Annotated in this window: 13 protein-coding genes; 7 read left to right on the top strand and 6 right to left on the bottom strand. The window is 66.2% G+C overall.

Translation table 11 applies throughout. The features are described 5' to 3' along the window. Positions 1-84 precede the first annotated feature (84 nt). The 3 genes from ACT6UX_RS17465 to ACT6UX_RS17455 all read right to left on the bottom strand — a co-directional run bounded on the left by ACT6UX_RS17465 (position 85) and on the right by ACT6UX_RS17455 (position 6,609). Positions 85-4,044, bottom strand: coding sequence for a translocation/assembly module TamB domain-containing protein (locus tag ACT6UX_RS17465; protein ID WP_444776420.1), 3,960 nt, complete (start codon positions 4,042-4,044; stop codon positions 85-87). A 41-nt stretch (positions 4,045-4,085) separates the two neighbouring features. Further along, a complete protein-coding gene (locus ACT6UX_RS17460; protein ID WP_444776419.1) occupies positions 4,086-5,963 on the bottom strand; it encodes an autotransporter assembly complex protein TamA in 1,878 nt (625 codons plus the stop codon). Between the two features lie 76 nt (positions 5,964-6,039). Then, the gene (locus tag ACT6UX_RS17455) at positions 6,040-6,609 is read right to left on the bottom strand and encodes a hypothetical protein (protein ID WP_444776418.1); all 570 of its coding nucleotides are present in this window, start codon (positions 6,607-6,609) and stop codon (positions 6,040-6,042) included. A 155-nt stretch (positions 6,610-6,764) separates the two neighbouring features. Here ACT6UX_RS17455 and ACT6UX_RS17450 point away from each other — a divergent pair, with 155 nt between their 5' ends. From ACT6UX_RS17450 to ACT6UX_RS17440, 3 genes are read left to right on the top strand one after another with little or no spacing between them, the layout of a single operon-like run. Then, complete coding sequence (locus tag ACT6UX_RS17450) at positions 6,765-7,541, top strand: SDR family NAD(P)-dependent oxidoreductase (RefSeq protein ID WP_444776417.1); 777 nt, start codon at positions 6,765-6,767, stop codon at positions 7,539-7,541. A 32-nt stretch (positions 7,542-7,573) separates the two neighbouring features. Next, a complete protein-coding gene (locus ACT6UX_RS17445) occupies positions 7,574-7,927 on the top strand; it encodes a hypothetical protein (protein WP_444776416.1) in 354 nt (117 codons plus the stop codon). Beyond that, positions 7,927-8,754: a hypothetical protein gene (locus ACT6UX_RS17440; protein ID WP_444776415.1), complete on the top strand. Its 828-nt coding sequence runs from the start codon at positions 7,927-7,929 to the stop codon at positions 8,752-8,754. Before ACT6UX_RS17445 ends, ACT6UX_RS17440 begins: the two co-directional genes overlap by 1 nt. Positions 8,755-8,763: 9 nt before the next feature. Here ACT6UX_RS17440 and ACT6UX_RS17435 read toward each other — a convergent pair whose 3' ends face one another. Next, on the bottom strand, positions 8,764-9,504 hold the full coding sequence (locus ACT6UX_RS17435; RefSeq protein WP_444776414.1) for a 2OG-Fe dioxygenase family protein: 741 nt from the start codon (positions 9,502-9,504) through the stop codon (positions 8,764-8,766). Positions 9,505-9,640: 136 nt separating this feature from the next. On the opposite strand from ACT6UX_RS17435, the gene ACT6UX_RS17430 reads away from it, so the two are divergent. Genes ACT6UX_RS17430 through ACT6UX_RS17415 form a run of 4 tightly spaced genes read left to right on the top strand, consistent with a single transcriptional unit; the run spans position 9,641 to position 12,973 of the window. Then, a complete protein-coding gene (locus tag ACT6UX_RS17430; protein WP_444776413.1) occupies positions 9,641-10,570 on the top strand; it encodes an ABC transporter substrate-binding protein in 930 nt (309 codons plus the stop codon). After that, entirely contained in the window at positions 10,570-11,331 is a 762-nt protein-coding gene (locus ACT6UX_RS17425; RefSeq protein WP_444776412.1) for an ABC transporter permease, read from the top strand. The genes ACT6UX_RS17430 and ACT6UX_RS17425 overlap by 1 nt, the downstream gene beginning before the upstream one ends. After that, positions 11,328-12,089: an ABC transporter ATP-binding protein gene (locus ACT6UX_RS17420; RefSeq protein ID WP_444776411.1), complete on the top strand. Its 762-nt coding sequence runs from the start codon at positions 11,328-11,330 to the stop codon at positions 12,087-12,089. Before ACT6UX_RS17425 ends, ACT6UX_RS17420 begins: the two co-directional genes overlap by 4 nt. Further along, on the top strand, positions 12,089-12,973 hold the full coding sequence (locus tag ACT6UX_RS17415; RefSeq protein ID WP_444776410.1) for an alpha/beta fold hydrolase: 885 nt from the start codon (positions 12,089-12,091) through the stop codon (positions 12,971-12,973). The genes ACT6UX_RS17420 and ACT6UX_RS17415 overlap by 1 nt, the downstream gene beginning before the upstream one ends. A 142-nt stretch (positions 12,974-13,115) precedes the next feature. On the opposite strand, the gene ACT6UX_RS17410 is transcribed toward ACT6UX_RS17415, so the two are convergent. Beyond that, complete coding sequence (locus tag ACT6UX_RS17410) at positions 13,116-13,874, bottom strand: glucose 1-dehydrogenase (protein WP_444776409.1); 759 nt, start codon at positions 13,872-13,874, stop codon at positions 13,116-13,118. Next, positions 13,861-14,655, bottom strand: coding sequence for an SDR family oxidoreductase (locus ACT6UX_RS17405; protein ID WP_444776408.1), 795 nt, complete (start codon positions 14,653-14,655; stop codon positions 13,861-13,863). The genes ACT6UX_RS17410 and ACT6UX_RS17405 overlap by 14 nt, the downstream gene beginning before the upstream one ends. Between the last annotated feature and the right edge of the window lie 10 nt (positions 14,656-14,665).

The following is a 14,665-nucleotide window of genomic DNA, read 5'->3' as shown; positions in this document are numbered from 1 at the left end:
CCACGGTGGGTCCGTCCGAGGGCTAAACGCGCGACCCTCGTGGAAGTTCCGATGCCATGCAGAAAGAACTTTCCGTCGTCCGGATCAGTAGTCCCACTCCGCCTTCACCCCAACTCGGCCGGTGGAATTAGCGCCGATGTCGCCCTCGACCTTGATGTTGTCGAAGACATCGAGCTGCACCACGCCCCGGCTGGAATTGCCGGCGGCTCCCTGTCGGGCGCCGACATACACGCCGGGGGCCACGTAGCGTCCGGCTTCGAGGGATACGCCACTGGCCACGCCCCCCGACGGCTCACCACCGCGCGACGACGACGACGAGGATCCGATGCTCAACTGGTCGAGCCCCAGCCCCTTGCGCAGACGGCTCAACACGCCCTCACCCGGCGACTGGCCTGCCAGTTCGGCAAGCGCCTGGGCGACCTGGACGAGTTCCGAGGCCCCGAGCTGCGAGGCCGGCTTGCCGAAGATCAGCAGCGCCATCGCCTCATCCGGAGGCATGGAGGGCGTGGAGGTGATCTCGAGCTTGGGCTCGCGCGCGGTTCCGGTGATGGCCACACCGATGGTGGCGGAATTGGCCGTCGTCGTCGCCAGGAAGTCGAGGCGTGGATCGATGGTATTGAGGTTGTCGAGGGTCACGATGCCCTTGGAGAAGGTGAAGCGCCGGCTGCCCAGGCTGAACGTGCCGCGCCGCATCGTGAAGCCGCCGATCACCGCGGGTGCGCTCGGACTGCCGGTGACGGTGAGCTGCCCGCTCATTTCGGCGTCGAGGCCCCGACCGCGGACGAAGATTGCCTGCGGCGCCCGAACATCGAGCGCCAGCGAGATCGGTGTGGCGTCCGGCGGAGGCGGGGCCTTGGGGGACGCCCGGCCCTGCGCGGATCGTGTGGCGGGCGCGCCCGGCTTGTTGATCTCACGGACGTCGAGGGTCGGAAAGGACGCGGTCTGACCGCCGCCAACCGAGATTTCCGCACGGTCGATCGTCACGGGCCCGGAGACCTCGATGCCGGACGAGGTGGCGCCGGTGATCTTCAGGGTGCTGGAGACCGTGGCGACCATGTCGGGCCGGCTGACCAGCAGGGCACGCTGGGTCGCCAGCCCAAGGTCGAGGATCAGCCCGCGCTCGGCATCGATGCTTATCGAGCCGCTGCCGTTCACGGTGCCCGTGCCCGCCCGGAAGGTCAGACGCTGCACCTGTAGCATTTCGCCTTGCAGGACCAGGCGACCCTGGCCGCCACTCAGCTTCAGCCCCGCTTCCGGCAGAGCCAGCGCGCCGCCCTCGAAGTCGATCGTGCCGGTGCCGCCCACCTGCGAACCGTTGATCGTAACCGTCAGGTTGGGCCTGAGGCGACCGGTGACGTTCCGGACATCGTTACCCAGGAGGGGCGTGAAGGGGGCGATGTCGATCGAGCCGCCGACCGCGATCCTGGCAGCGACAGGCCCGAATCCTCGTGGGAGTGTCCCGGTGCCTTTCATTGTCAAGTTTGCGCTGCCGCCAGCCGTCACCCGGGCATCGAGGCTCACCTGCTGACCGACGAGGGAGCCTGTGCCCTGCAACGAGAGGGCGGGGATCAACGCCGCATCGGGGCGGCGTACCCGCACCCCCGCCGCACTGTAACTGGCCTCGAGTCTCGGCGTCGCCATGGCGCCGGTCGCACGGACCTTAGCCTGCAAGGTGCCCTCGAGGCCGGTCCCGGGAGCGAACGTGTCGATGAGGGCGAGCGGCAGCCCGGCGATATCGGCCTGCAGGTCGCTTGCCACGGGATCGAGCGTGCCGCGCAAGGCAACCCGGCCGCCACCCACGCGCAGGTTCGTGGGATCGATCACGATGCGCGCACCAGCCACGGTCACCTTCGTCGGCGCATTGAGACCGAGGGGGATGTCCCGGTAGCGGCCGGTGAATCGGGACAGTGCGACCCGGATTTCTTCCGACAGGAATTCGATCTTCGCGGCGAGATCGGCGGCGAGTTCCGGGCCGGCCCCCCGCAGGCTGACGTCGATGCCGCTCGGGCGATCCCCCTTGGCCGTCGCCTTGAGGGTCGAAAGCCCACCAACGCCGCGCAGGCGGGCCGCTTCGAGGGTGAGGTCGGTGGCGGCGCGACCAGCCGGATCTTCGATGTATCCCGTAAGTTGGAGTGTGCCGGCTGCCACACCCTGGCCGGCAAGGTCAGTGCCTTTCACCGAAACGTCGAGCCGGCCCGCGGGAGCACTGGGATCGGCCGTTACCTCGGCAACAAGAGAGCCTTCGAGGCCGAGCGCGGCCAGCGCCTCGACATCCTTGAGCTGCGTGACGGTCAGACGCGCACGACCGGTCGTTTGTATTTGGGCAATGACAAGATTTGTCACGTCGAGAACGGCGGTCGACCAGCGGCCCTGCAAGTCCGGCACTGAGAGACCCGCGGCCGCGTCATACGCAAATCGCCCATTCAGCGAAAGCGGCTGATCCGCCACCACGCCCTGGGCCTGGACGTTCCCCGCAAGCTTGCCGTCGGCGGCGAGGGACACCGATGTGTCGAGGCTCAAGCGCCGAGAGGTGATGCCCTGGTAGGCCACGTCGCGGGACTTGATGCCGAGCTTCAGTGAGGTTTCGGGACCGCCGAATCCGAGGTGGGCCGTCGCGGTGGCAGCGCCCTCTACCCCCGCGCGGAAGACGGCCAGTCGGGGCAGGTCGAGGTCGAGATCCAGTGTTCCTGCCTGTTCGTGGCCCTGACCCGTCACAGTGAGCGTGCCGGTGTCGCTGCCGAGCTTCGCGTCCCGGATCGTCCAGTTGCCGTCCGGGGCCAGGGTGGCGTTTCCGGCCAGGTTGACGGAAGCCACCAGCCCGGGCGGGATGTCAGGCGCTCCGAACCCGTCGATGCGGCCCTGCCAGCGGGCAGAGAGGTTGCCCTTGTCGATGCCCGCCGTGAGCTCGACCTGTGCCTTGCCAGCCAAGGCACGGCCGGCCAAGGCGGACAGCGGCTCGAGGCTGGGAAGATCGAGGGTGGCGCGCACTTCCCCCTTGTCCGCCGAGGGCGTGTAGTCGCCGTCGCCTTTCACGCGCACGAGCGACGTGGCGATTTCAAACGAGCGAATCGATATCTTTTCACAAGCAAGATCTGCCGCGGTTGCGTCAACCGTGACGGTTCCCGGTTGCGGCAGGCGGGGATCGAGTGTCGCCAGCTTCAGATCCTCGACGCGGCCCCGGATACGCACCGCGCCGGTAAGCTTACCATCGGCCTCCAGATGCAGACCCTTCCAGGCCACGCCCTGTGCGGGGACCTCGATCGGGCCGGCGTCGAGAGCGGCCTGGAAACCGGTCTCGCTGCCATCAGGCATCCACTGCAGATCGCCCTTCGCAGTCGCCGCATTACCAGCCTTGGCCGTCAGTTCGGCCGTGCCTTCGCGTTCATCGCCTCGTGCCGAGAGCTTCAGCGAGATTTCCGGCAGGTCGGGGCGCTGCATGAGGGCGGCGACGATGCCCCCGGACGCTTCGTCGAGCGTGATGTCGGCGGCGATCCTGCGAGGCGCTCGTTCGAGCCGGACGTCGGCGGTGAGGGTGCCCTTCGGCCCTTCAAGACGATCGGCCGCGAGTTTCGCGCTGATCTCCCCGAGGTCGCGAGCGACGGCGGACTGGCCGCTGATCTTCCAATGCGAGTCGACTCCGCCGAGGGCAGCCGCAAGGTGGAGGTCGTCGATGCGCAGTGCCTGCAGATCGATGTCGACGGGAAGCCGGAGGCCGCCGCCGGCGGATGCGCTCTCCTTCTTTTCGTCCTGCGGCGCGCGCAGCACCCCGATCTTCGCGGCCGACAGAAGGTCGATCTGCAGCCGGCGCTGCAGGAGCGACGCGAAGGACCACGATACGCGGGCGTCCTCGACCCGCAGCCACGGACCCGTGCGGTCCGAAATTTCGATCTGCTCCACCCGCAGGTCGGTCGGCACGAGACCATCGATACCTGTGATCTGGATCTGCTGACCGGGTGAGGAAGCGAGACTGGAAGCCAGTTTGGCGAGCAGCCGCTTCCCGGGGGTGGTCTGCATTCCTGCGAAGGCGAGGCCGAGCAGCGCCAAGACGGCAGCCAGCGCATAGGCTGTGATGCGGAGTGCGCGCATCAGAAGGCCTGTCCCAAGCTGACGTAGATGCCGAAAGGCGGATCGGTTGGCCGGCGGTTCAGTGGGACACCGACATCGGCCCTGATCGGCCCGAAGTCGGTGTAGTAGCGAATGCCGACGCCGGCGCCGACCCGCGGGGCCAGCTGCGAGAAGTTGGGCAGGAAATCAGGGTAGGCGCTGCCGGCATCGACGAAGGCCACGGCGCCGAACGCCTTGCCGATGCGCTGGCGCAATTCGACGTTGGCCTCGACGACGCTCGCGCCGCCCAGCGGGTTGCCATAGGCGTCGAGCGGTCCGGCGGTCTGATAGACGAAGCCGCGCACGGAGCCGCCGCCGCCGGCATAGAACAGCTTGTCGGGCGGGATGCCGGCGATGCTGCTGGCGGGTTCGGTGCCGAACGACGCCCGGGTCGCCAGGACAGTGCGACCCGGCTCGGCGATGTCCCAGTAGTGACGGCCCGTCAGACGCAGGATGGTGAAGAAGTCGCCGCCGGGTCCGGTGTCGATCCAGGGCTGGGCATTGAACTCGATACGATAGCCGCGCGTCGGGTCGAGGTCGCTGTTGGCGCGGTTGTAGAGCACCGTCCCTTGCAGGCCGAGCAGACGATAGCTTTGCGTCAAGCCCTCACGGGTGATGTCGGAGATCTCGGCCGCCAAGCCGAGCCGGGCCTGCCAACGCGGTGAGAAGGTTCGATCGAAGCCGCCATAGAAGGTAGCGGCCTTCCTCGTATAAGCGGGAACGACCTCTTTCAGCGCCGCCGCTTCCAGTCGCAGATCCTGTCCCGACAGCCACCAGTCGGGCTTGCGGAAAGCGGCTCGGAAGGCGAAGCCGGTGTCGAGGATCGCGTAGCCCTGGCCGATGTGATTGACTTCGCCGGAGAGACGCAGGCTCTCGGCCTGGCCGAACAGGTTGCGGTGGACCCAGAAGCCCTCGACCGCGAAGCCCAGCTGGGTTTCGTAGCTCGCGCCGAAGCCGAACGAGCGCTGCAGCCGGTCGGTCAACTCGGCCTCGATCGGGAGCTCGCCGTTGGCATCGAGTTCCGTCGCGGGCTTCAGGCGCACCGCGTTGAAAGTGCCGAGCGAGGTGAGCTTCCCGCGCAGCTCCTCGACCTTGGCCGGCGAGTACGGGTCACCTTCCTTGAACGGGACGCGGCGCTGCAGCCAGACCGTATCGACCTTCTCGGTTCCGGTGAAGCGCACTGGGCCCATCTTGGCAAGCGGACCGGGCTGCGCAACGAAGGTCACCTCGGCTTCGCGCGTGGCGTGATCGATGATGACCTCGCGGTCCTTGATGGTAGCCAGCGCGTAGCCCTGCTTGCGCAGTTCGTCCAAAAGCTTGTTCTGCGCGGCGATGATCGCGGCTGCGTCGGCCGGATCGCCGGGGGCGATGCCGAGTTCCGTGCGGTCGACGCCGGGCAGGGACTGCTGCGCTCCGGGGGGACGAATGGCGACGGAGCCGATGCGGAAGCGCGGGCCGGTATTTATCGTGATGTCGACCGTAACCTCGTCGGCGTCGGGCCGCGCCTCCAGCGCCTCCAGGGCGGAAGCATCGGCAATCGGCTTTCCCTCGATCGTGGCGTTGATCGTCGCGTCATAGAACCCGCGCGACCGCAGTGCAGTATTGAACTGGGATGTAACGGCTTGAGCGCCCTGAAGGATGCCCAACGCGTCGCCGGTCAAAGGCTGCTGCTTCTGAAAGTCTTCCGAAACTTCCCGGAGGTCCGACGCCATGCGCTCGTCTCCGGTGACGGCGAGCGCGATCTTGCCGGCGCGCGCCTCGGCAGTGCGCGGAAACAGGCTTGCGATGCCGGCCGACGTCAGGGCAGCGAGGCAACATATGCGCGCCCACCGCAGAAATTCGTGTCTGAGACATGTCATGCCACGCAAGCCATACAACGCTGGGGACTGAAAAGGGATGCCTCAGCGGAAGCCCTTCAAGAGCGCGCCCAGCGATTCACGGAATCCAGATGGGATCCGCCTGGGCAAAGCGCTGCTGCTGATCGGAGAAAACCACCATGAACAGCTCTCGGAAAAGTCGTTCGATGCGCGGATCGCCCGGGCCGGTGGCCTGCGTCCATGCGGTGGTAAAGGAGAGGGCCTGCGCGTTGCGACAGTAGATTGCGTAGACGTAGAAGCGACCCGGCTTGCCCGGCTGAAAGCGCGGCGGCTCGCCGGCGCAGACGGGATCTGCATTGAGATTGTTGGCCGGGTCGAACACCAGCACCAGCCGGTAGTCCGGGCTTGGCGGTGGACTGGGCCGATCGTAGGTGAAGGTGAGGGCAGGACGGGGCTTGGCCTGCTGCATCGCCGGCAAGAGGTCGCGCGCCACGACCGCGGGATCGACGCCCGGGAATGCGGTGCCGGCCAGGACGACCGGGAAGTTCTTGCCGTCCGTTGCCGCGAAGAATTCCCGATAGTCGTACTGCGGCGCATAATAGTTGCCTCCGATCGTGGCAGCGACGGCAACGATGGGGAGAGCAAGGAGACCTGCAAGGACGGCGCCGATCCTGGTCGTAAGGCGCATCGTGAACTCCTGTTGGATTGTTCGCCAAGCTAAGGTCGCGACCTTCTCGCCCGCAAATCAGGCCTTCGTGAACGCTCAGGACCATGGGCGCGGGGGTTTTCGATTTCTTGCGTTCATGCCACAGAAGAGGCTGAAATCTTCTGGAGGACAGCTCAATGGCATCGCCGCTTTTCGACCTTACCGGCAAGGTCGCCGTCGTCACCGGCTCGAGCAAGGGCATCGGCAAGTCGATCGCGCTCCACCTCGCGCTGCAGGGCGCCAGGGTCGTGGTGTCGAGCCGCAAGGCGCCGGCGTGTGAGGAAGCGGCGGCGGAGATCAAGGCGGCCGGCGGCGAAGCCATCGTCATTCCCTGCAACATTTCCGACAAGGCGCAGTGCGAGAAGCTCATCGAGGAGACTCGCAAGCAACTCGGGCCGGTCGACATCCTGGTCTGCAACGCCGCCTCGAACCCCTATTACGGGCCGAACGAGAAGCTGCCGGACGACGTGTTCATGAAGGTGATGCATAACAACATCCTGTCGAGCATGTGGCTGATCAATTTCTGCCTGCCCGACATGCGCGCCAAGAAGGACGGCTCGATCATCATCGTCTCGTCGATCGGCGGCGTGCGCGGCACCCCGGTGATCGGCGCCTACGGCATCTCCAAGGCCGCCGACATGCAGCTCGCGCGCAACCTCGCCGTCGAGTACGGCAAGGACAATATCCGCGTGAACACGATCGCGCCGGGCCTTGTGAAGACCGACTTCGCCAAGGCGCTGTGGGACGACCAGAAGTATCTCGCCGTCCGCCTCAAGAGCGCCCCGCTCGGCCGTATCGGCGAGCCGGACGATATCGGCGGCATTGCGGTGATGCTGGCCGCCAAGGCCGGAGCCTTCATCACCGGCCAGACCATCATCGCCGATGCGGGCGTAACCATCGGCAGCGGCGGCTAGCAGCCCCGGCCGGGGGCGCGGGAGGGCTGGGGATGAGCCTCTACCAGGTCCAGAAGCTGATCTATCAGCTCAACCGCGATCCGCGCATGCGGCAGCGCTACGTCGAGCAGCGCGACGCCGTGCTCCGTGAATACGATCTCACGCAGGAGGAGATCGGTGCGTTGGAGAAGCCGGATATCGGGCTTCTCTACGTGCTGGGCGTCAACGGCCAGCTCCTGATGCACTTCGCGGCCCTGCATCGCATCGAGTGGACCGACTATCTCGAGCGCATGCGGCAGGGGCTGAAGCAGTACGGCCCGGTGCGCGAAGGCGTCTATGCCGCCACCGGTTACGAGGGCGTCGAGGCGCACGAGGCGCGCCTCAAGGCCGAACGGGAGGCTCGCTGATGCCCCTGGTCTATTGCGGCGCCTGCAGCCATGCCCCGGGTATGACCGGCCGCGCCGAGCGTGCCGATACCCAGACGCGCCAGGCGCTGGAGAGCGCGTTCCGCCGCATGGGCGACGATATCCGCGCCACCAGACCCGATGCGCTGGTGGTGATCGCGGCCGAGCACTTCGCGAACTTCTTCATGAACAACATGCCGGCCTTCGCGATCGGCATGGCCGACGGTTACCACGGCCCGATCGAGGACGAGGCGTTCCTGCGCATCAAGCGCACGACGGTGCCGGGCAACAAGGCCCTGTCGCGCCGGCTGATCGAGAACGTCATGCAGACGGTCGATGTGGCCTATGCCGAGGAATGGCAGTTCGACCATGGCATCTCCGTGCCGCTGCACTTCCTGACGCCTGACTACGACCTGCCGATCGTGCCGGCCAACATCAACTGCCAGGGCCCGCCACTCGCCCCGCTGGCCCGCGCCTGGGCCTTCGGCGAGGCGCTCAGGCGTGCGGCGGACGCCGTCCCGGAACGCATTGCGCTGATCGGCACCGGCGGCCTTTCGCATTGGCCGGCCACGCCGGATTCAGGAAAGATCAATCAGGAATGGGACCGCGAGTTCCTGCGACGCTGGTCGGCCAACGACCGCGAGGCATTGCTGTCCTATACAGACGCCGAAACCTATCGCGAAGCCGGGCAGGGCGGCTTCGAGATCAGGACGTTCATCGCGGCGGCCGCCGCGGCGAAGGGCGCGAAGGGGACGGTCGACTTCTGCGAGCCGGTCCCGATCTTCGCGGTAAGCTGCACCTTTGGCAGCTTCAAATTGGCCGCCATCTAACAGGAAGGGCTACGGCTTCTTCTTGAAAGTCACGACCAGCACGTCGCGGTAGGCGGGCAGGGCCGGGTTCTCCGGCTCGACCGGCGTCACGCCATGATAGCAGCGGGAGTCGTCGACGAGCGCGGCATCGAGCGGGTCGGTGAGGGTGAAGCTGCCCAGCGCGCGCTTGTCGAGATCGTGCACCGTGGTGGTGCCGCTGGCGATATTGCGGCGGTTGATCAGCAGCACCAGCACATAGTCGACGCCGTCGCGGTGCATGCCCTCGGGCGTCGGCTTGCCGGCCTCGCCGGTCTTGGCCTCGATGCGGAACTGATGGACCTCGATGTGCCACTTATTCGCCTCGGGTACGAGGCGACCGAACAGGGCGCGACAGTATTCGAGGATCGTATGCATCGACTCGCCGCCGCCGATCTCCTCGGTCACCGGCTTGAACCAGCGTTCGATGCCGCCATTCAGATTGTTGTAGCTGAGCCCCTGATAGTGCGGCTGGTGGGGGCCGCGCTCGATGGCGCCCTGACGCTCGGCCGCGTAGACGCCGAAGCGGCGCTTCCGGTAGCGGCCGCCGTCGCCCATGTAGGTGTCGACTTCGAGATCGTTCCAGCTCTCGGCGAAAGCCGGCCAGTCGGCGAGCGACCCGAAGCGGGCGAGGGCCGTCCGCATGTCGGAGGCTTCGACGAAGGCATAACCCGCTCGCTCTATGGCGGCGCGGATGCCTGATGCGTTTTGCAGGCCGGTACCGATTTCACTCATGTCGATTACCCTAGCATTACGGCGGCATCATTCCGCATCTGAGGCGCATGAAGGTTTCTAGGGATTGGCCCACCGATTGCAGAGCGCGCTCCGTCACTGCTGCCCTGCCGCTTCCGCGGCTCATGGAGATTCACACATGTTGCGACGCAAGCTCCTCGCCACCGCTGCCGCCTCGTTTGCCGCCCCCGCCCTCGTCTCGCGCGCGTCGCTCGGACAGAATCTGCGTAAGGTGAAGATGGGCTCGGCCTTCACCACCACGACCAACGCGGCCTTCCTGATGCCGGCGCTGCTCAAGCCCGAAGGCATCGACCTCGAACTGGTGATGTTTCCCTCGCTCGTGCAGCGCATGCAGGCCGTCGCCTCGGGCGACGTCGATATCGGCAACGGTGGACTGTCCGCCACGATGCAGGTCGCGACCAAGGGCTTTCCGATGCAGGTGCTGGCCAATGGCTGCGATGGCGGCTGGATGGTGCTGGCCCAGCCGTCCATCAAGAGCTTCAAGGACCTCGTCGGCAAGAAGATCGCCGTGCAGAACGGTTCGATCGGCCTCGTCTCCCTGAACTGGAAGCTGAAGCAGGAAGGCGTGTTCGGAAAGGTCGAACTGGCCTTCATGGACAACCAGGACCAGCCGATCCCGCTGATGCGCGGCGACGTCGCGGCCATCTGCGTGTTCGAGCCTTATGCCGCGCTGGCCGAGGTGAACGGCTGGGGCAAGCGGCTGTGGGTGCCGTACGACTCTCCCATGGGAAAGACCAACCTCGGTTTCGTGGCTTCCTCGGCCTTCGTGAAGAAGGACCCGGATCTCACGAAGAAGATGGTGCAGGCGCATGTGAGGGCGACCAAGGAGATGGCGGCCAATCCCTCGATCGCCATCGAGACCACCATCAAGCAGTTCAAGATGACGAAGGAAGTGGCCGAACTCTCGACGAAGAACCTCTTCTTCAGCGCCGACTCCGGCCCGACCTTCGTCACCGGCCTCAAGTCGCTGGCCAAGATGATGATCGACGACAAGATGCTCGAGAAGGAGCCCGACTGGGACAACTTCCTGAATCTCGGTTTCGTCTGATGCAGTTCCGACGGGCGCTGGGGCTTCTGCCCCTGGCGCTGCTGCTGCTCGCCTGGGAACTGGCGGTGCAGGCCAAGGTCTATCCGCCTGTCCTGCTGCCGCCGCCGGCCAAGGTCCTGATGGTCTTCATCGACGATTGGGACACCTTGCTCGGCAATGCACTGGCCAGCGTCACCCGCGTGGCCGTGGGCATTTCGCTCGCCTTCCTGTTCGCTGTGCCGCTCGGGCTGATGATCGGCCGCTATCGTCTGCTCGATACGATGACGGACTGGTCGATCCAGATCTTCCGCTCGATCCCGCCGATCGCGCTCATCCCCATGGCGTTGCTGTTCCTCGGCATCGGCGACAAGCCGGCGATCGCGCTGATCTTCCTGGCGGGCACCTGGCCGCTTCTGATCAATACGATCTTCGGTGTACGCGGCATCGAACGCACCCTGATCAAGGTGGCTCGGGCGGCGCGCGCCAGCGAGTTCCTCGTGATGAAGGACATCATCCTGCCGGCCTCGCTGCCGGCGATCTTCACTGGCCTTCGCCTGGCGGTCGGTGGCGGCTGGCTGACCGTGGTGACGGCCGAGATGATCGCGGTGAAGTCGGGGCTGGGCTACATGATCCTGAATGCCCAGCTCACCTTCCGCTCCGACCTCATCATTGCCGGCATCATCGTGATCGGCGCGATCGGCCTGCTGGCCGACCAAGCGGTGCGCATGATCCGCGCCCATGTCTGCCGCTGGCAGGAGGGCCTCACGGCGTCGCCCGAATGAGCAAGTTCCTCGAATGCATCGGCGTCGGGAAGATCTATCCCGGCAAGACCGAGCCGGTGGAGGCGCTGCGCGGCATCGACTTTGCCTGCGATGCCGGCGACTTCGTCTGCCTGCTGGGGCGCTCGGGCTGCGGCAAGTCCACGCTGCTGCAGATGGTGGCGGGACTGGAGAAGCCGACCTCGGGGCAGATCGTGATCGCCAACCGCGAACTCGACGGCCCGTCGCCCGAGGCGGCCATCGTCTTCCAGGACCATGGCCTCTTCCCGTGGATGACGGTGCAGAAGAACGTCGAGTTCAACATGAAGGCGCGCGGCACGCCGGCCGCCGAGCGGCGGGCGACGGCGACGCAGTTCATCGAAATGACCAGCCTCACGGGCTTCGCCGACCGCTATCCGCATGAACTCTCGGGCGGCATGCGCCAGAGGGTCGGCATTGCGCGGGCGCTGACGACGCGGCCGAAGGCACTGCTCATGGACGAGCCGTTCGGCGCGCTCGATGCCCAGACGCGCGGCAAGCTGCAGGGCGAGGTGCTGCAGATCTGGGAGAAGCAGCGGACGACGGTACTGTTCGTCACGCACTCGATCGACGAGGCGCTGTTGCTGGCCGATCGCATCCTCGTGTTCAGCCCGCGGCCGGGCCGCATCGCGGCTGACATCAAGGTGGATTTGCCACGGCCGCGTACGTCACAATTGCCGGAATTCGTTGCCCTGGCTCGCGAGTTGCGCGGGCTGGTCGGCGCCGACAGGGAGATCGACTGATGTCTTATGCGACGACGGATGATGGCGTGAAGCTCTACTTCGAGGAGACGGGAGCCGGCGCGCCCATCGTGTTCGTGCACGAATTCGCCGCGGACCATCGCTCGTGGGAAATGCAGATGCGCCATTTCGGCCAGCGCTATCGCTGCATCACCTACGGCGCGCGCGGCTATCCGCCATCCGACGTGCCCGAGAAGCCCGAGAGCTACAGCCAGAACCGAGCCACCGACGATATCCTGGCCGTGATGGATCATCTCGGCATCGACAAGGCCCATGTGGTCGGCCTGTCGATGGGCGGCTTCGCCAGCCTTCACTTTGGCTTTCGCCATCCGACGCGGGCGCGCTCGCTGGTCGTCGCCGGCGTGGGCTATGGCGCGGAGAAGCACGAGACGGCGAAGTTCAAGGCCGAGGTCGGCATCGTGGCCAAGTCGCTGCTGGAGGAGGGCATGGCAGCCTTCGCGGAGAAGTACGCCTACGGCCCGACGCGCGTTCAGTTCGAGAACAAGGATCCGCGCGGTTTCGCCGAATTCAAGAAGGCGCTGGCAGAGCATTCGGCGCTGGGCTCGGCCAATACCCAGCTCGGCTGCCAGGGCGAGCGGCCGTCGCTCTATGATCTGGTCGACAAGATGCGGGCGATGACGGTCCCGACGCTGGTGCTGACCGGCGACGAGGACTGGCCCTGCCTTGCCCCCTCGATGCTGATGAAGCGCGAAATCCCGTCGGCGGCGTTGGCGGTGATGCCGAACTGCGGGCACACCATCAACCTCGAAGACCCCGACCAGTTCAACCGCATCGTCGGCGACTTCATCGTCCAGGTCGAAGCGGGCCGCTGGCCCAAGCGCGACCCGCGCGCCGTCTCGGGGTCGATCACGGGGATGAAGTCTTAAGGTAATCCGTCGTCTCGACCGGAGCGCGTAGCGCGGAGCGGAGAGACCTTCTCTCTACGAATTGCTGGCTTTTGGCGGAGAGAAGGTCTCTCCGCCACGCCTCGCTCCTCGAGGCTTCGGTCGAGACGACAGAGTCTGTCGCTTATGCCGTCAGCCCACCGTCACAGACGAACTCCGAGCCGGTCGAAAAGGTCGACTCGTCCGACAGCAGGAACAGGATCATGTACGCCACCTCATCGGCCTGGCCGAGGCGGCCGAGCGGGTGGAGTTCTTCGAGCGCCTGCCGGCCGGTCATGTTGCCGACGTTGGAATCGAGCCTCGGCGCGATCATCGGCGTGTCAATGTAGCCCGGATGCACTGAATTGCAGCGGACGTTGTACTTCTGCTGCGCACAGTGCAGCGCCACGTTCTTGGTGAGCGTGCGCACCGCGCCCTTGGAGGCGCAATAGGCCATGGCGTAGGAGGATCCACGCAGGCCCAGCACCGAGGAGATGTTCACGATCGAGCCGCCGCCCGACTCCTTCATCGCGGGAATGGCGTGCTTGCAGCCGAGGAACGTGCCCAGCGCGTTGATGTCGTTGACGCGGCGGTATTCCGCCAGGGTGCAATCCTCGATCGAGTTGCGCACGCCGACGCCGGCCGCATTCAGCAGGCCGTGCAACGCGCCGAACTTCTCGACCGAAGCCGCAACGGCGGCCTGCCAGCTTTCTTCCTGAACGACGTCGAGCGGCACGAAGTGCGCGGCGTCGCCGAGTTCCGCCGCCAGTGCACGGCCTTTGGCTTCGTCGCGGTCGGCCAGCACGGCCTTGCCGCCCTCGCGCACGATCATGCGCGCGGTCGCCGCACCAATGCCCGATGCGCCGCCGCTCAGCAGGACGACCTTGTTCTCAAGACGGGGCAAGGAGCGACCTCCTCATGAGTCCGGCGGTGACACCGCCGTCGGAGGTGAACTCCGCACCGGTGACGAAGGAGGAGCGGTCCGAGGCCAGCCACAGGACGAGCTCGCCCAGGTCCTGCGGTTCGGCCATGCGACCGATCGGATGGCGGGAGCCCAGGAAGGCCTTGCCCTGATCACGGCCGACCGCCTGCCACAGCGGATTGAAGATCGCCGTGTCGACGCCGCCGGGATGAACGGAATTGCAGCGGATCCCGTATTTCTGTTCGGCGCAGTAGAGCGCGACGCTCTTGCTCAAGAGCCGCACCGCGCCTTTGCTGGCGGTATAGGCGGTGGGGCCGGCGCCGCCGACCAGGCCGGCGATCGAGGAGATGTTGACGATCGATCCCGATGGCTCGGTCTTGCCTGCGCCGAGATGTTTCATGCCCTGGATGGCGTACTTGCAGCCGAGAAACACGCCCTCGGAATTCACCGCCTGGACCTGCTGCCAGTTCTCGACGGTCGTGGTCTCGGGATTGCCGGGACCGCCGGAGATGCCGGCATTGTTGACCATGATGTCGAGCCGTCCTTCGCGGTGGAGGATGTCGGCCAGCAGGGACTGCCAGGCCTCCTCCGATGCGACGTCATGCGTCACGAAGCGACCGACCTGCGTCTCTTTAGAGCCCTCGGCCAGGTCGGCCACGATCACGGTCGCTCCCGCTGTGGCGAGCAGGGCGGCCGAAGCGGCGCCGATGCCCGAACCACCGCCGGTGACGACCGCCACTCTCCCGGAAAGTTCATCGCTCATATCGAGGCGA

It is taken from the genome of Reyranella sp. (genome assembly GCF_052439685.1).
In the GTDB taxonomy this organism is placed as follows: Bacteria; Pseudomonadota; Alphaproteobacteria; order Reyranellales; family Reyranellaceae; genus Reyranella.
Note: the sequence above shows the minus strand (reverse complement) of the source record. Positions and strands in the feature narration are given on the sequence as shown.